At 70.5% G+C, this 16,461-nt stretch carries 16 protein-coding genes; 10 read left to right on the forward strand and 6 right to left on the reverse strand.

The genetic code is table 11. The features are described 5' to 3' along the window. Positions 1–159: 159 nt before the first annotated feature. Positions 160–753, forward strand: a complete 594-nt coding sequence (locus ACFYR0_RS36935; protein ID WP_389338488.1) for a hypothetical protein — start codon at positions 160–162, stop codon at positions 751–753. Positions 754–888: 135 nt separating this feature from the next. Here ACFYR0_RS36935 and ACFYR0_RS36940 read toward each other — a convergent pair whose 3' ends face one another. Beyond that, positions 889–1,341, reverse strand: coding sequence for a lamin tail domain-containing protein (locus tag ACFYR0_RS36940; protein ID WP_389338491.1), 453 nt, complete (start codon positions 1,339–1,341; stop codon positions 889–891). 567 nt (positions 1,342–1,908) lie between these two features. After that, positions 1,909–2,103: a hypothetical protein gene (locus ACFYR0_RS36945; RefSeq protein ID WP_389338494.1), complete on the reverse strand. Its 195-nt coding sequence runs from the start codon at positions 2,101–2,103 to the stop codon at positions 1,909–1,911. A 466-nt stretch (positions 2,104–2,569) separates the two neighbouring features. Between ACFYR0_RS36945 and ACFYR0_RS36950 the strand changes: the two genes are divergently transcribed. Then, entirely contained in the window at positions 2,570–4,255 is a 1,686-nt protein-coding gene (locus tag ACFYR0_RS36950) for a hypothetical protein (protein WP_389338497.1), read from the forward strand. A gap of 447 nt (positions 4,256–4,702) precedes the next feature. Here the strand turns inward: ACFYR0_RS36950 and ACFYR0_RS36955 are convergent, their stop codons facing one another. Next, positions 4,703–5,707 carry a transposase gene (locus ACFYR0_RS36955; protein WP_389338575.1) on the reverse strand — a complete coding sequence of 335 codons (1,005 nt, stop codon included), beginning with the start codon at positions 5,705–5,707 and terminating at the stop codon, positions 4,703–4,705. A 549-nt stretch (positions 5,708–6,256) separates the two neighbouring features. Here ACFYR0_RS36955 and ACFYR0_RS36960 point away from each other — a divergent pair. From ACFYR0_RS36960 to ACFYR0_RS36980, 5 genes are all read left to right on the forward strand, one after another. Continuing rightward, a complete protein-coding gene (locus ACFYR0_RS36960) occupies positions 6,257–6,553 on the forward strand; it encodes a hypothetical protein (RefSeq protein ID WP_389338500.1) in 297 nt (98 codons plus the stop codon). Positions 6,554–6,742: 189 nt separating this feature from the next. Further along, positions 6,743–7,981 (forward strand): IS256 family transposase, encoded by a 1,239-nt coding sequence (locus ACFYR0_RS36965; protein ID WP_389338503.1) that lies wholly within the window; start codon positions 6,743–6,745, stop codon positions 7,979–7,981. Positions 7,982–8,580: 599 nt separating this feature from the next. Further along, positions 8,581–9,657 carry a PP2C family protein-serine/threonine phosphatase gene (locus tag ACFYR0_RS36970; protein ID WP_389338506.1) on the forward strand — a complete coding sequence of 359 codons (1,077 nt, stop codon included), beginning with the start codon at positions 8,581–8,583 and terminating at the stop codon, positions 9,655–9,657. Between the two features lie 610 nt (positions 9,658–10,267). Next, on the forward strand, positions 10,268–10,678 hold the full coding sequence (locus ACFYR0_RS36975) for a VOC family protein (protein ID WP_389338509.1): 411 nt from the start codon (positions 10,268–10,270) through the stop codon (positions 10,676–10,678). A gap of 593 nt (positions 10,679–11,271) precedes the next feature. Then, the gene (locus tag ACFYR0_RS36980; RefSeq protein ID WP_389338512.1) at positions 11,272–11,427 is read left to right on the forward strand and encodes a hypothetical protein; all 156 of its coding nucleotides are present in this window, start codon (positions 11,272–11,274) and stop codon (positions 11,425–11,427) included. Here the strand turns inward: ACFYR0_RS36980 and ACFYR0_RS36985 are convergent. Together ACFYR0_RS36985 and ACFYR0_RS36990 are read right to left on the reverse strand one after the other, a co-directional pair. After that, complete coding sequence (locus ACFYR0_RS36985) at positions 11,411–11,701, reverse strand: hypothetical protein (RefSeq protein WP_389338515.1); 291 nt, start codon at positions 11,699–11,701, stop codon at positions 11,411–11,413. The two genes, ACFYR0_RS36980 and ACFYR0_RS36985, sit on opposite strands and share 17 nt — an antisense overlap. 294 nt (positions 11,702–11,995) lie before the next feature. Next, positions 11,996–12,901 carry a LysR family transcriptional regulator gene (locus ACFYR0_RS36990; protein WP_389338518.1) on the reverse strand — a complete coding sequence of 302 codons (906 nt, stop codon included), beginning with the start codon at positions 12,899–12,901 and terminating at the stop codon, positions 11,996–11,998. A gap of 139 nt (positions 12,902–13,040) precedes the next feature. On the opposite strand from ACFYR0_RS36990, the gene ACFYR0_RS36995 reads away from it, so the two are divergent. Beyond that, complete coding sequence (locus ACFYR0_RS36995) at positions 13,041–13,859, forward strand: inositol monophosphatase family protein (RefSeq protein ID WP_389338521.1); 819 nt, start codon at positions 13,041–13,043, stop codon at positions 13,857–13,859. A 41-nt stretch (positions 13,860–13,900) separates the two neighbouring features. Beyond that, on the forward strand, positions 13,901–14,497 hold the full coding sequence (locus ACFYR0_RS37000) for an NADPH-dependent F420 reductase (RefSeq protein ID WP_389338524.1): 597 nt from the start codon (positions 13,901–13,903) through the stop codon (positions 14,495–14,497). 251 nt (positions 14,498–14,748) lie between these two features. Here the strand turns inward: ACFYR0_RS37000 and ACFYR0_RS37005 are convergent, their stop codons facing one another. Then, a complete protein-coding gene (locus ACFYR0_RS37005) occupies positions 14,749–15,459 on the reverse strand; it encodes a hypothetical protein (RefSeq protein ID WP_389338527.1) in 711 nt (236 codons plus the stop codon). Positions 15,460–16,141: 682 nt separating this feature from the next. On the opposite strand from ACFYR0_RS37005, the gene ACFYR0_RS37010 reads away from it, so the two are divergent. Then, entirely contained in the window at positions 16,142–16,450 is a 309-nt protein-coding gene (locus ACFYR0_RS37010) for a trypco2 family protein (RefSeq protein WP_389338530.1), read from the forward strand. Positions 16,451–16,461: the final 11 nt, after the last annotated feature.

Consider the following 16,461-nt stretch of genomic DNA (forward strand, 5'->3'; position numbering starts at 1 on the left):
TCGACATCTCGAAGCGTGGAGAACGGCCGCCTCCGCTGTCCCGGGAAGAACCGCAGATCAGCAGGTCGGGTGACCTGCGACGTTAAACGTCAAGCCAAGAGGTCGTCGCACAACGCTGCTCCGAGCGGTGCCCAGGGCGGCGATGAGGTCCCACTGACGGTGACCACCCGCGCCCATACGTCGGAAAACCAGTGCGGCGGCTGGTACCTGATCAACCTGCCTCCCAGCAAAGTCCCCCCGCCGCCACCGGTGGAGCAGGACGAGCCGGACTGGGTGAAGGCGAACGGCGCCATCGCCGCAGACATGCAGCGGGTAGCCCTGACCGTCCAGGGCACCGGGGACGAAACCGTCGTCATCGAGTCCATGTACGTCCGTGTGGTCAGCTCGAGCGCGCCCCCGGCCTGGAATGAATACCGGGGGTGGGCGGGCTGCGGCGGAGGCGTGGAAACGAGGTCCTTCGACACGGACCTCGACGCCGTTCGCCCCGTCATCGTGCCGAAGGCCGGCCAGCGCGGTTTTCCCTACAAGGTCAGTCAGTCCGATCCCGAGGTGCTGTACCTCACCGGCAATGTCACCGCTCACGACGTGAGTTGGTACGTGGAACTGCAGTGGTCCAGCGGCGGCCGTCAGGGAACGATACGGATCGACGACCACGGAAAACCCTTCCGCACCAGCGGCAGCCAGGGCCGTCCCGTGTACGCATACCCGATAGGCGACACCCAGTGGACCGATCAGCCGGACAGCCAGAACTGATGCCCGGGACCTTCCCGGTGCCGGGTTCGAGGAACTCGAACCGCAGTCCACCCGGGGAGTCGGCGGGGCGCGCCGGTGTTTCATCGGTACGCGGGGGTGGGGTGTTCAGCCGCCGTAGCGGCGGTGGGGGAGTGGTCAGTGGCGGTCGCCGAGGTCGCCGTGGTGGCCACGGCGGTCGTTGTTGCCCCAGGACTCGTCGTCGATGAAGCGGCCGCGGTCGTTGCGCAGGGTGGCGGTGTCGGAGTGGTTGTCCCAGACGTAGTTGCGGCGGTCCTGGTAGAGGTCGGTGCGGGTGTCGCGGCCGTGGCCGGTGTGGATGCGGACCGTGGAGCGGCCGGCGAGGCGGTAGCCGTCGAAGGTGTAGGTGCGGCCGTTCTCGTCCTGCAGGGTCCAGCCGTCCAGGTTCACGGCGTGGCGGCCGGTGTTGGTCAGTCCCACCCACTCGCGGTTGAGGGAGCGGTCGTCGCGTCCGGGGGAGTCGTACTGGACCGCGGAGAACTCCACCTTCGGACCGCAGGGCCCGCGGTCGTGGTCGGCGGCGGACGCCGGCAGCGCCGCCGCCCCGATGACGGCGCCAGCCGCGAGCACGGCTGCGGTCAGACGACGGACGGTGACGGACGAGGAAGCAGACGTGAAGTCCCCTGGATAGTGCGGGCACCCTCCCACTGGTGACAGCCCTCAGTGGGTTGCCTGGGGGTGCGGTGTGCGGGTGGCGGCCGGCCGGCCGCCACCACGCACTCTGTCCGCCGTGTGCGGGAGTTGAGGGGAAACGCGGAGTGTGCTACCCGTTGTCCATATTTCCGTGACTGTCGCCTGTAACGCTCATATATGGCTTTCATGAGGGAGATTGGCGGTCCGGAAGGTGATCTGTCGTTGCGGGCTCGGGGCCGTGCCTGCATGTCGCCACAGCGCGCCACCCCGCCAAGGCCGGGTCTGTCAGCTGAAAATGAGTAGCAGTCGGCTGCATCTGCCTGCGGGGTCTGCTGCGGTGCCCCGGTGCGCGGCGGCCGGCCCGGCTGTCGGCGACGAAGACGGTGTTCTGCGGGAATCGTGCGGCGGTAGACGACTGATCGGGTCTGCCCGCGCCGCCGGCCTGTGGTGCGTACCGGGTCCTGCTGCCGTCCTGCCCGCGCGGCGTACGCGGTCCCGCTCTCGTCAGGGCAGGAGGTGGGTCCAGTGTCCGGCTGTGCCGACGAGGCCGCTGATGCTGGCGGTCCAGGTGAGCAGGGGCAGGGAGAGGGTGAGGGTGAGGTGGCGTCCGGCGTGGACGTGCAGGCCCTGTCGGCCGAGATGAAGTTGCCATGACTGAACCGGGCTCGTGGTGGGCGGGTCGGTCTTCTGCTTGCTCATGGATGTCCGTCCTCGGTGTTCTTCTCATCCCCGCTTCGTGCGGTTGCGGCCGGATGCGGGGGTGCTGGCCTTCCATCCGAGCGCCCGGGCGGGTCGGTTTCCAGGAACGTGCAGGGAACTCGTCGAGTGGTGAATGGGCAGGTCAGGACGTGATGGTCGGTGAACGGGAGGGAAGATTCCCGATGTGGTGATTTCTTCGGTTTCCTTCGCGGGCTGTCGCTAGACTTCAGCGGTCGGCGTGCGAGGGTCCGGAGGATGAGTGCCGCAGGAGTTACCGGCGGCCGCCGGAGACGATGACGCGATCACACGGTTCACGGCGGCCTGTGAGGCGTTCGCCGCCGCGTTGAGGGATCTGCACATCCAGTGCGGCAAGCCGAAGCAGAGCGCGCTCGTCCAGGCCGCGGAGCGCACCGCTGCCGACAGGCACAACGACAGGTTCCGGCTGCACCCGGGCACCCTGTCGCAGGTGCTGAGCGGGAAGAGGACGCCCACCCACGACTTCCTGTCCGCGCTGGTCCTGCAGCTGGTCCAGGCCCGCCCGGCGGTCGGCGAGTACCGGCAGGTATGGGCGCAGTGGGATACGCGCTGGCAGGACCTGATGCGCCTGAAGGGCGAGGCCGACCGCGCCCGGCAGCGCAACGAAGCGGCCCTGCAGGCGGCTGACGCCGCACGGCGGGCCATCCTGGAGGATTCGGCCCGCGCGGACTCGGAAGCGCAGTCGCTTCGGGCCGCGGCCGTCGAGGACGCTGAACGGATCACTGCCGAGGCCCGCCGGGAGGCGACGTCGCTGAAGGACGCGGCCGCTGCGGACGCGGACGAGATGCTCGACCGCGCCCGCGCGGATGCCGAGGCGATCCTCTCGAGAGCGTCGGACGACGCTGCCGGCCTCCTTGCCAAGGCCCGCGAGGAGGCTGAACACGTCATGGCTGACGCCTCCGCCAGAGCCGCTGCGGCTGCTGAGACGGCTGCGGACACCCTCGGCCGTGCCGGCCAGGAGGCGGCCAGGATCCGCGCCGAGGCTACTGAGGAGGCCCGCAGGATCCTCGGCGAAGCCCGGGGCGAGGCTGGCGCGAGCGCCGGGGGAGGCCGTCGGCCGCCTGGGCGCAGGGAGCCGTTTCCGCTGGTCCACGGGATTTTGAACACGATGAGGACCAGCTGGCTGGGCGAGGGGCGGTCAGAGCCGGACGATACTGGCCCGGAATTTGCCGAGCCACATGCCAGGGGCGATGTGCCGGATGGCCGGAGTGCGTCGAGGGCGGGCGTTCGCGTCGATACGGTCGTGTTCCGTCCGGGATCTGTGGGCGGGCTGCGTGCCGGGACCGCTGCGGTGGCGTACTCGGTGTCGGAACGTGGGGCGGAAACGCTGCTGAAGCTCGTTCGACCGTTGCTGGGGCCGCACGGCCAGTGGACGCCGAGTCTGGTCCGGCATCTGCTGCCCAGCGGTGAAGCGGTGGTCGTCCACCGCCTGCCCGTCTGGAGGGCGAGCGGCCGGCCGACGACGGTCTCGAGTGTCCTGGGCGGCCCCGCCGATGTGCTGACCGCGAGCCGGGCGGTCCTGCTGGAGTGCCCTGCCCCGATGTGGCTCGAGAGGGTGAGCGGGACGATCGAGCCGTGGGGTGCTGAGAGGCTGGGATACGAGATCCGGCACAATCACGTGCGCTACCTGGAACAGATCGCCGGGATCCGGCCGCAGCTGGAAGCGGTCACGGCACAGCTGATCAGAACACCTCAGAGCAGGCTGTCCTTCGAGTGGTCGGCGATCGAATCGCTGACGGGGGAGGTCGACCATGTCCGGCTGCTGATCTGGGGGCTGTGCACGATGCTGGAGAAGGTCGTCGGCCACAGCTTCTTCACCTACTCCACCTTCGACCTCGGACACTCGACCGGCCTGCGGCTGGTCTGCGAGGCGCCACAGCGGCGGCCCCGGCCGCCCACCGACGGCCTCGTGAAGGTCTCCTTCGACACGGTGACCGCTGACCGGGCATACGGGCTCGCCCATGACCTGGTGAGCCAGTTCCTCCAGGCCCCCGACCACCCCGAGCTCATCCCGAAGGCGGTGGGCCTGAGCCTCGACCACGACTCGCGTACAGGCCGGCAGCGCCTGAAGGTGCTCACGGACGCGCTGAACAGGGGACGGCGGCCGGACTCCTAGAAGGCGACGGGGCCGTGCCTGCCCGCGGTCGGTTTCCCGGCCAGAGGGAGCGGCGGGCGAGGGTCGTTGATTCCTTGTCCGCCTGGCCGGGCACGGCCCGCCCGGCGTCGGCCCACTGTGCGGCGAGTTCGGTGAGGATCGGCTCCAGCTCGGGGCGGGGAACCGTTCTTCTGCCATGGTCCTGGGCGCCAGAAGCGGGCGGCAACGGCATCGCCTTGGTCACACCGGTTCAACGTCTCGCCGTCATCCGAGTCACCCACGCTCGCCGAGCCCGGGGAAAGCATGAGCAACAGCGGCCAGGGTTACCGCGCGCTTTTTGGCCCTGCGGGAGGTTGGAGCTGCGCGATGTTCGCAGTGAACACGCGTGCCGTCATCGCTGGGGAGGTCTCGACCCCGCTGGCCACGGGCCCGGCGCGGCTCGCGGAACCCGCCACCACGCGCGTCTGCCTACCTCCGCAGGGCTTCCTCTACCACTGGCCGATCCACCCCTTTCCACGGCTGCGACGGCGCCGTGGCCCCGGGGCCGGGACCGGGCGGCTGCGGACGTGGTCGCTGCCCCGATCGGTCCCGCCCGCCTCGACGACGCCAGTCGCTGGGCTGCATTCCGTTTCCGTTCTGGCCACTACGCCGGCCCGCTCGCCACCGTCCCGCCTCCCAACGGTGTACCGCGTCCTCGGCGGCCGCGCCGGCCTCCATGACGGCGGTGTCGGTGGTCGTGCCCTCGGCGGGGTCGGTGAGGCACTCGCGGTGCTGGGCAACGCACTTCTCGACGGCCTCGCACAGGTTCTTCCACAAGTGGAACCGGTCTGCGACCTGCGTGGTGTCGGGACAGACGGTGCGGACGGCCTCCGCGTAGGCGCTGGCTCCGTCCCGGCATACGGTCTCCGCGCCGGGGTGATCACGCAGCCAGGTACTCAGCGTCTCCGAGGTATGGTCAGGCAGCACGTCCACCCTCGTGCCCGTCTCCACATCCAGGATGATCGTTCCGTAGGCGTGCCCCTTCCTGAATGCGAAATCGTCGATGCCCAGGAGTCGTGGTGCGGTGCCGACCGGCTCGTCGGGAAGCCCTCGCAGCAGCCTGAGCAGCGAGTTCGGGCTGGTTGGGATCGACAGGTGCGCGGCCAGCCGGGATCCCGGACGTCGGCGAGGGCCAGCGCGATCTTCTCCAGAGTCCGGTGAAGCGACGCCGTGCGCCGGCGAAACGCTCGGTGAGCCCGTCGACCTGCTCGACGAAGGTCCGGCGAGTGCACTCTTGAGCAGGCCTATGCACCGGCGTACGAGCAGATCGGTCACGGCCCGGTGCTCGGCCACCGCCACGTCGGCCGGACGCCTGCGATACCCACCACGGACACGGCTCGACACCGTCCCGCACCCCGGGCACACGGCCTGCCGTGTCGCGGTACGTGCTGAGAAGGTCATCATTCCGTTGTCCACCACGACGTCGCCCACCATCACCGTCGACAGACGGGAGAAGGCGGCCCGGAGAACGCTGCAATCACACGAACGCCCATCCTCCAGGCGGCGGTGACGGCCAGTCACGGCTCCACAGCAAGTGGATCAGAGCCATTTCCACCGGCCGCCGTCACAAGGGCTTTTCAGTGTTCGCGAGGAGGCCTGCCACTTCACCGACGCCGTACTCGCCCGGCACGCAGACGCGTCCAGCCTCTACGGCCACCGACCTCATCGTGATGCCTGGAGGCGAAGCCTCGTCGGCACACCGATGGGGCTTCGCTGCGGGCTGCGCTGGCTACGGGCCCGGCAAGGGACATGCGCCGTCCTGCATGGGCCAGTTGCGCGCTTCCTGGTCTGGAAGTACATCCGGACCGGCCCGCCCGGCGCGCTCCTCCCGCCGCACCCGCAAAAGCCCACGGCGGGGCGGGCAGGCGGACGTACCCCTGCCGCACCGGCAGCAGACGGAAACGAGAGGCGGGATGAACCGCCCTGCGCGGGGCACTCGGGTAGTCAGGCGCATGCCTGGTCCCGGGAAAGTCGGAGAGTGTCATGCAGGCTGTCTCGTCCCGCGAGGTCCTGATCATCACGGCCGCAGCTGCTGGAGCCGCCCTGACCGCTCGCTGGTGTGTCTGCCGCGGCCGCCGACTGCGCGAAACCACGGATGCGCCTGCCCGGGACCGGGTCGAAGAATTGCACCGGGCCTACCGTGACCGCACCCTGCCCTCGGGCGGCTCCCCGGCCGGGGTGCTGTCCCGGCACTGGAGCCAGCTGTATCCGCTGCAGTCCGCACCTGCTGCATCGCCAGCCGCCGTGCGCCGCTCCTCGCGGTCCCGGAGCAAGCAGTGACCAACCCGGGCCTGCTGGAACCAGGGCAGGTTTCATGCATCATGCCGGTGCGCCCGGTTGCGTCCTGGGAAGTGGTGTACGGGTTGGACCTGATCCGGGGGTTTGCTCCGGCGTCAGGGTGATGCCCGCATAGACGAACGGCCACCGGCTGATCTTCGAAGTGTCGAAGCCTCGAAGGAGATCAGCACGATGACCGCACCTGACAGTCTGCCCCTGCACGCCCTTGCCGAGAACAACCTCGCTGCGGCGAGTCCCGATCTGCTGCGCGCGATGATCAAGACGTTCGCCGACGCGCTCATGTCGGCGGAGGCCGATGCGCTCTGCAACGCCGAGTACGGTCAGGTCAGCGAGGAACGGGTCAACCACCGCAACGGCTATCGCCCGCGCGAGTGGGACACCCGCGCCGGCACCGTCGAACTCGCCGTCCCCAAGCTGCGGCAGGGCAGCTACTTCCCGCACTGGCTCCTCGAACGCCGCCGCCGGGCCGAACAGGCCCTCATCTCCGTGGTCGCCACCGCCTACCTGCTCGGTGTCTCCACCCGCCGGGTCGAGAAGCTCGCCGAGTCCCTCGGTGTCACTCAGCTGTCGAAGTCCCAGGTGAGCGCGATGGCCCGGCACCTGGACGAGCAGGTCGCAGCCTTCCGCAACCGGCCCCTGGACGCGGGACCGTACTCGTTCGTCTGGGTCGACGCGCTCACGCAGAAGGTCCGCGAGAGCGGCCGGATCGTCAACGTCCACGCGCTGGTCGCGGTCGGCGTCAACGCCGACGGACACCGCGAGATCCTCGGCCTGGACGTCGCCTCCAGCGAGGACGGCGCCGGCTGGCTCGCCTTCCTGCGCTCGCTGATCGCCCGCGGCCTCACGGGCGTCCAGCTCGTCGTCTCCGACGCCCACGCCGGCCTCGTCGACGCGATCGGCGCCACTCTGCCCGGCGCGTCCTGGCAAAGGTGCCGCACCCACTACGCGCGGAATCTGCTGAGCCAGGTCCCGAAATCAGCCCAGCCCTGGGTGGCCACGCTGCTGCGGACGGTCTTCGAACAGCCCGACAGCGACGCGGTGAAGGCCCAGATGCGGCACGTCCTGGACGCGCTGGACGCCAAGTTCCCCAAAGCCGCAGCCCACTTGGACACCGCCCAGCATGACCTGCTGGCCTTCACGACCTTCCCGCGCGAGATCTGGAAGCAGATCTGGTCGAACAACCCCCAGGAGCGGCTGAACAAGGAGATCCGCCGCCGCACCGACGTCGTCGGGATCTTCCCCGACCGCACCGCCGTGATCCGCCTGGTCGGCGCCGTTCTGGCCGAGCAGAACGACGAGTGGACCGAGGCCCGCCGCTACATGGGCCGCGAACTCCTCGCCAAGGCCCGTCTCCACCCGATCGAGTCAGAAACTGACGAACCCACCATCCCGACTGAACTCACCGCATAGCGTCAAAGACGAGATCACCGAGTGGCCGTCGATACACCACTCCAGCGGACGTGACCGTGCGCCCAGGCCCGTCCCGATGAAACGCCCCAAGGTACCCGTATGCAGCGCGACGACCTCGGCGGATGGGCAGAAGGTGAAAGCCGCCCAGGTCCCCCGCCTCCGCGAGGCGCCTTCCTCGCCCGGACCCGGACAGTCGGCACGCGGGCGGCTGGCTCCGTTCACGCGAGCAGCGCCGTCAGCAACCAAAGACTGTCGCTTCGTCAGGGCGGACCGGCGGCGTGGCCGCTCGACCGCCCTCTCGTGGAGCGACTGGCGGTGGTGGGCGCCCGCTACCGTGACCCGCTCTGTGTGGCTTCTGCTGCTGTCACCCCGACATCGGCGACCTGAGGACGATCAGGCGCGAGTATGCGGAGAGGCCGGCTTCTGACTCTCGGGACGGCTGCGGTCTGTACATTAGCCAGCCGGTCCGTGTGCCGCTCAGGGCGGTGGGCTGGGTGGAGCCCCGGGCTCCGGCGAGGCAGGCTGGGTGCATGAGGTCGCTCTTGCGCTCACCCCCGGTGTCTGGATCAGGCCGTCGAGATCGGGGCCTTCTGACACTGATGCAGTGTGTGCCCTTTCTGATCGCGCTGGCCGTGCTGGTCGTCGAACTCACACCGGCGCACTTCGTCTACACCGGTCCGTTTCTCACCGCCGTGCCGGCGCTGGCGGCCGTGACACTCGGCCCCGGGGGCACCACCGCGGCGGCGGCACTGGCCTTGGTGATCAGCGGGGGCACCGCGACCTACAACGGGGCGTGGGGCACCCTGCAGGTGTACAGCAACTTCCTGGCCCTGGGTCTGGTCTCCGTGGCCGGGTTCATCACCAGCCGCGCCATGCAGGAGCGCAGACAGCGGGAACTGGACCAGGTCCGCCGCATCGCTGTGGCGGCACAGGACGTCGTGCTGCGGCCCGTACCCGAGCGTCTTGGCCCCTTGAGGGCTGCCAGCCTGTCCCTCGCGGCCGGAACGGGGGCACAGGTGGGCGGTGACCTGTACGACGCCGTGCAGACCCGGTTCGGCATCCGGATGATCGTGGGGGACGTTCGGGGAAAGGGGCTGTCCGCGGTACGGGCCGTCGCCGTCGTGCTGGGGGCGTTCCGGGAGGCCGTGCATTACGAGGAGGACCTGGTGGAGGTGATGAACCGCTGCTCGGCCGCGCTGCGGCGGGAGGTCGCTGTGCCGGGTGCCTATGGCCAGGACGTGCTGCTGGAGGGGTTCGTCACGGCGCTCATCACTCAGGTGCCGGATGAACCCGTGGTGCAGCTGGTCAACCGTGGACATCCTCCACCGCTACTGCTGCACGGGGGCAGGGCCGCACCGCTGACGCCGAGCCTGCCCGCGCCGCCTCTCGGACTCGAAGACCTCGTCAGCGGCCTGCCCGAGAAACCTGAGAGTCATTCCTTCGTCGCCGGTGACCGTCTGTTGTTGTACACCGACGGTGTGATCGAGGCGCGTAACCGAACGGGCGAATTCTTCGCGCTGCCGGCGGCCGCCGAGGCGATCGGCGGCGCCGCCGCACCCGAGCAGTTCCTGGAGGAGATCCACCAGGCGTTGATCAGCCACACGGGCGGGGGGTTGGCCGACGACGTGGCGATGATCTTGGCCGAGCGGTTCGGCAGGACGGAGCACGTGCTCTGACCGCTTCGGTCCACCCTGGCCGGGCCTGCCGTCGTCGGCCAGGTGGCCGAGTGCGTGCGCAGCTCGATGCCCCGGCCGTCGACGACATCCGCGGCGGCACCGGAAGCCTCGAGGTATCTGACAACGCCTCCGGCGGCCTGCATGCTGAACGCCGGGGCCTTTCCAGTGCTGCGGCTGACATCGGCGGAGTTGCGAACGCCGTGCCGAAGCTGTGCCCTCCCCGCCCCACCTGTGCATCACGACGTCGCCAAGGCCCTGGTGCGTTCGCCCGTGCCCGTGTACCAGCGTGCGCAGAGGCCCACCGGGTGGACAGAGGTAGGTAGGTATCTGGCCAGCCGGATACGAAGCCGCCACCGCCACGACACCCGGCTCAGGGGCACCACCGCCCAGAGCGCACAGCGATGAGCAGGTCGCATCAGGTGCTGGGTAGGCATGGAGCGGGGGCGGCTGCGGGTGCACCGGCGAGTAGCCGTCCCAAGGGACCAGGCCGCGTCGCGCCCCCGGACGCGGAAGCTGCCACGAAGTACCCGGGGCAGCGCGCGGGGGGCGCCGACGGGCAGAGCCACGCCCAGGAGGAACCAGAGCGCGGTCATCGGACAAAGGAGTGCGGATGAGTGAGATCGGGCCTCAGGGGCACAGCGGGGGCATGACGACAACACTCGGTGCCTTCGTGCTCGGCACTCCCGATCCTCCCGCCCTGGCCGACTTCTACCGGGCCCTGCTGGGCTGGCAGGAAGTCGACCGCGAACCGCAGTGGGTCCGCCTGAGGCATCCGCAGCGAGAACGCCCCGGCCTCAGCTTCCAGCTGGAGACGGACCACACTCCGCCGGTGTGGCCGCAGCGCCCGGGCACTCAGCAGATGCAGGCGCACCTGGACCTGCAGGTCGACGACCTGGAGGCGGAGACCGCACGGGCCTGCGCCCTGGGTGCGACACTGGAGGACCACCAGCCCCAGAAGGACGTGAGAGTCCTCCGCGACCCTCACGGTCACCTTTTCTGCCTGTTCCTTCCAGGCGCCTGAACGGTGCCCGGCGGCGAAAGCCTTTGGCGGGTCGTGCCCGCAGACCTGGCGCCCTCCGGATGCCTGCGCCGGACGCGAGCAGGCAGGCAGACCCGGCACACCGTAACCACGACCAGGCCCTCGCGCTCACCCTCGTGGGCGCGCCGGCAGGGCGTGAGCTACCAGACCGCCTGGCGGTGGGTGAGGGACGGGAAGATGCCGGTCCCGGTCCGCCAGGCGCCGTCGGGGACGTGGCTGGTCGACGAGCCCGCTTTGGAGGCGTCCGGGCGGGTGGTGGCGTAGCACCCTGGGCCTGATGCTCTCGGCGCTGGCCCTGGGCCACGTTGTGCTCGGCCGGCTCCTGCTTGTGCTGAGCCTTCGCGCCCGCCGCCTCGGCCGCGGGCGCCTCGACTTCGGCGAGGCGCGCCCACACTGCCTGTCCCGGGCGGCGCTCCGGCTCGGGGCCAGGGGCGGCGTTGGTGGCCTCCTGGCTGCGGGCGCTGGCAGGGAGGGACGCGGACGGGCAGGGGCCTCAGTCACCGTCCTGCGGGGACAGTCACTCAGTGGTTCTTCAACGGCCGTCGCACGGGTCGTCGCCCACAGGCATCGGCCTGGTGTCTGCCGCCAGGCAGGAGGAGTACACCGGCGGCGGGGTGGGCTGCGGCAGTGGTTCCGTCGCGGCGCTCACGGCGATGATCGCCACGGCACCGGCGCAGATCAGCCCCGCCGTCGCGGCGAGCCCTGTACGGCGGCTCACCGGTCGCCGCTGAAGTGGTCGAGAACTTCATCGCTGCAGTCGTCCGCGCCGACCCGGGTTCGACTGAAGGCCAGCACGCCGTCGTCGCTGCCTTCCCTCTTGGCCTTGGCCAGCTGCGTCTCGATGTCCGCGATGTACTCGGCGCACTCGGCGCTGACGGGCTTCTCGGGCTGCGGGTCAGGTGCCGGAGAGGCGTTCAGTGCGGCGGTGGCGGCGATACCGGCCACACACAGCACCGCCCACACGGCAACCCACGTGCAGCGGCTCATCCGTAACGGCTTGGGCATTTAGGCATCCTACGAGCATTGGAGCGGGCTGTCGCCGGAAAGATCAAAGCGCCCGCGCGACATGTACGTCACAGCGAGGATCACCCACCGGCGTCTGGCGCGCCGCCGTACCCAAGGGCATCGACCGCACCCGCACCAGCCAGGGGCCTGCCGGGCCCGGTGGCCGGTCGATCAGGGGCGGGCGGTGTTGAAGAGGGGGCGAGCGGATCGCCCTCGTACCCGACGACGATGCAAGCCGCTGCGTGGTGGTCGCGTGGACCGTGGACTGCGGGTGAAGCGGCCGGACGGCGCCGACTACGACGCTCCGCACCTGGCCAGCGCGGTTCGCGCCAGCCCGCGCAGCCAGGCGTGGGCGTGGTCGGTGTCATAGCGCTGATGCCAGGACAGGTATACCGGTGCCGACGGCAGTTCGAGCGGGAGGGGGAGCACCACCAGGCCCAGGTCGGCGACCGCTGACCGGGTGGTGGCCTCGGGGACGCTGACCAGGATGTCGGAGCCGCGGGCGAACTCCAGCGCGGCCGCTTCCGTGGGCGCTGTCGCCACCACGCGGCGGGAGAGGCCGAGCCGCGCGAGGGCGTCGTCGATGGCGTTGCCGAGGTTTCCGCGTCGCGAGACGGTGACGTGCTCAGCGGCGGCGTACCGCTTCGCGGTGACGGTTTTGAGGCGGGTGAGGGGGTGCCCCTGCCTGACGACGATGACGAGGCGGGTCTCGCCCACGTTCTCGGCACGGATGTCCGGTGCGCTCGGGCGGTTGGCGTTCGCCTCCAGGTCGACCTCGCCGCGCCGCAACTCGGGGGTGTCGATGCTCGATTCCGCGACGAAGCGCAGTCGCACGCCCGGCGCCTGTCCGCGCACGGCCGCGAGCAGCGCGGGGCCGCTCAAGGCGACCAGGGAATCGTGCCAGCGGAGTGTGAACGTGCGCTCCAATGTGGCCAGATCCAGTTCACGGCTCGGTGCCAGCACCCCCTGGACCTGCTGCAGCAGCTCGTGCACCTGTTCCCGGACGGCGATCGCATACGGCGTCGGGGTCATCGTGCGGCCGGTGCGCACCAGGATCTGATCCCCGGTCGTGCGCCGGATCCGGCCCAGGCTCCGGCTCATCGCGGGGGCGGTGACATGCAGGCGTGCGGCCGCCCCGGCCACACTGCCCTCCTCCAGCAGCGCGTCGAGGGCGGCGAGCAGGTTCAAATCCAGTTGCATGTAAGTAATCCTAGCGGTGCCTGACATGCATTTGAAGTTAATCACGGGGCTGCATAACGTTGAGGCGAAAGCGCAGGAAACAACGCGCAGTTGGGCCCTCGACCGGGCTCAGCACCCCTCCTCAGACGGGAGTACCACCATGTCCGAAACGCTCCAGACCACTGACGTCGCCGTCTCCGACGCCGACCTGCTCGCCCAGACCGCGATCGCCGTGCGTGCGGCGGGTTCGGCGCTGCGCGAGCGCTTCGGCGAGGTGGTCCGCCACCAGAGCCGCGAAGAGCTGATGCGCGCGCTCGCCGTCAACGACGACACGGCCCTCGACATCCTGCGCCCCCGCCTCACGCGCCTGCGCCCGGACGCCGGCTGGGTGGAGGACGAACTGGACGGCGGGGCGCTGCCGCCCGGCGAATGGTGGGTCGTGGACCCGGCCGAGGGGAACGTCAACCACCTGCACGCCCTGCCGGAGTGGGCGGTGACCGCCACCCTCGTGCGGGAGAACCAGCCGGTGCTCACCGCGGTCCACCTGCCGTTGACCGGCGAGACCTACACCGCGCTCACCGGCGCGGGTGCCCGGCTCGACGGCCGGCCGCTGCACGTATCCCAGACCACGGACCTCGGCCTGAGCATCGTGGCCACCAGCCAGGCTCGGCCGGACGAGGACGAGAAGGTCGTGCGGCGCGTCGGCTCCTCGATCACCGCGATGCTCTTCGACGCGCTCGTCGTGCGCGCCGCCGTGCCCGCGACCCTGCACCTGCTGAACGTGGCCGCCGGCCGGATCGACGCCTTCTGGCAGTTCGCCGGCGCCCGCGCGGACCTGCTTCCCGGAGCGCTGCTCGTCACCGAGGCCGGCGGACGGATCTCCGACGCCGAGGGCCGCCCCTGGACCCCGCAGAGCCAGAGCTTCCTGGCCGCCGCGCCCGGCGTCCACGCCGAGGCCGTCACCACGCTCTCGCGCTGACCGCGCACCCCACCTCGCACGCACGGAAGGACCAGATCATCATGACCACGATCGCAGTTCTCGGAAACGGCCGCGTCGGCGGCAACCTGGCCGCGGCCCTCGCCCGGGCAGGACACGAAGTGACCGTGGCGGACCGCACGCCGGGCGCCGCCGCCGACGCCGCCCGGACAGCCCGGATCGTCATCAACGCCACCCCGGGTGCCGGCTCGCTGGACCGGCTCGCCGCCCTGCGCGAAGAACTCCGGGACAAGATCCTCGTCGACGTCTCCAACGCCACCACCGACGGACCGGACGGACTGCCCGCCGACCTGATCTACCCCGGCTCCAGCCTCGCCGAACAACTCCAGCAAGCGCTCCCCGAAGCGCGCGTCGTCAAGACACTCAACACCATGCTCTTCCCGGTGATGACCTCGCCAGCCACGCTCGCCCAGCCTCCGACCGCGTTCCTCTCCGGCGAGGACCCGCAGGCCAAGCGGACCGTGCGCGAACTGCTCACCGACCTCGGCTGGCAGAAGGAATGGATCACCGACCTCGGCGGGATCCAAACCGCCCGCGCCACAGAGGCCGCGATCCTGTTCGTACCGCACGTCATCCGGTCCGCCGGATTCACCCCCTTCGCGATCTCGATCGCCCGCTGACTGCCGAGCTGCACCGGCTGAGGCAGCCGCAGACGGCGCGTGGCGTGGACGGTTCTGCAGGTTCCGCCAGGCGGGGACCCGGGCCGTGTACGCGGCGGCAGCCTCGATGATGTCGGCCCACCGCTGATGCCCGACGACCAGGAAGCCGACAGGGTGGAGGTTGTCGTCGGACGCGCCGTTAGATTTACGCTCCCACAGCGGCATCGTCGTCGAGCGCGGCGGGCCGTTGTGGTCGGAAGCTGGGCAGGCTTCTAGCGTCCCGTGCCGCGTTGGGCGGCCTGTTCGAGGATGCGGCGTCGGGTCCAGCGCCTGCGTGCGCCTTTCTCGGTGAGTGCGTCGGGTGTCGTGAGCAGGGGGAGGTTGCCCTGGGCGAGGCTGGAGGAGAAGGAGTTGACGCTCTTGAACCCCAGCAGCGCCGCCGCCTGCGTCGCGCCCAGCAGCTCCTCGGGATCGCCGTCGGCGGGCACGTCGGGCAGGGCGGGGGCGCCGCGCCCCGTGCCGGTGCGTTTGCCGCGTCCGGGCCGGGTGGCCATCCAGTCGGTGAGGGTCTGGACCCGCCACTGCAGTCGCCGGTAGGGCTTGTCGGGCGTGCCCATCTCCTGGACGTGGTCGGGTTCGGGGAAGTAGCCGGGGTGGTCGCGGACGTAGGTGGTGACCTGGTTGGGGTTCTTGTAGCCCAGGAACCGGGAGGCTTCGGCCGCGTTGAGCAGCTCTTCGGGGTCGCGGACGGGCGGGGTGTGTTCGCGCAGGCGTGCCTGGCGGCGGTCGGCGAACCATGCGGTGATCTCGGTGTGGTTCCACAGGCGGGCGCGGCCGCGCTTGCCGGCGGTCTCGGGGAAGGGGGTGCCGGCGGCGTTGGGGGTGCGGGTGGTGTAGAGGCTGCTGATGCGGGCGGGGGTGAGGCCGTGTTCGGCTGCGATCTCGGCGGCGTCGGCCAGGCGGGGCTCATCGCGCGAGGTCATGGCGGGGGTGTCCCTCCGGGTCGGGGGCGGTCCGGTTCCCCCGGCCCGCACTTCACATAATGACAGGAGTGGGGGGCGGGGTCCAGTGCAAGGACTCCGCTTTCCCGGGGATGGCAGGAAGCCGTCACTCGTCCCGGATCCGGGACACCCTGCGCAGAAGCCGTCACTCGTCCCGGATCAGGGACACCCTGCGCCGTGCCGCGTCTACGACCATCTCTGTAAGGCCGCCGCCACGAGCGTCTCCTCTCCCTCGGCGGGACGGGCGGGAGGCCGGGTTCATCGCGGTCCTGGCAGGCGTCGGCGGGCATGTCGGTCGCGTCCGCTCTCGGCTCCTGCCGTGGCGGGGCGGCAAGGCGGGCCGTGACGGGCCCGCGGGAGACGTCGGACTCCTGGTCATGCGGCCTGTGCGCTTCGGCGCAGGAGCTGCATCAGGTGTCGGTGAGTGCCTTGTCCGGCCCGACGGAGCGGGCATGTGGAGCACCGGTACCGGCGGTGTGGGCTGGTGCCGGCGGCCCGCCACGGCATGTGGTGCGCCGCGGGCTTTCCGGGATTCTCGCGTGACTTGCGGTCCGCCGGGGAATGCTTGTCCCGCACGGCGGGAGACTCCTCTTCGTCCCGCGGCCCGTGTCCGTCGCGGCGGCCCGGGCGGGTGCCGTGCCGACGCGGAACACGGACACGGGGGATGACAGTGGGGAACCTTGGGCTTGCCGAGACCATCGCCGCCTTGCGGGAGGAACTGGCAGAAGCTGTTGCCGCCGGCTCGGACTCGGAGATCCGCTTCGGTGTCGGCGAGGTGCAGCTGGAGCTGAGCGTCGGGATCACGCACCAGGCTGCGGGCACGGGCCGCGCCAAGTTCTGGGTGCTGGAACTCGGGGGTGACGGCCAGTACCGCAGGGAGGAGATCCAGCGGGTCCTGGTCACGCTGGAGGCGCCGACCGACCGTACGGGGCGGCGGGTGCGTGTCACGCGCGACTCCGTCGCCAAGCCCTGACCGGACACCTG

It is taken from the genome of Streptomyces sp. NPDC005017 (assembly GCF_042873115.1).
In the GTDB taxonomy this organism is placed as follows: domain Bacteria; phylum Actinomycetota; class Actinomycetes; order Streptomycetales; family Streptomycetaceae; genus Streptomyces.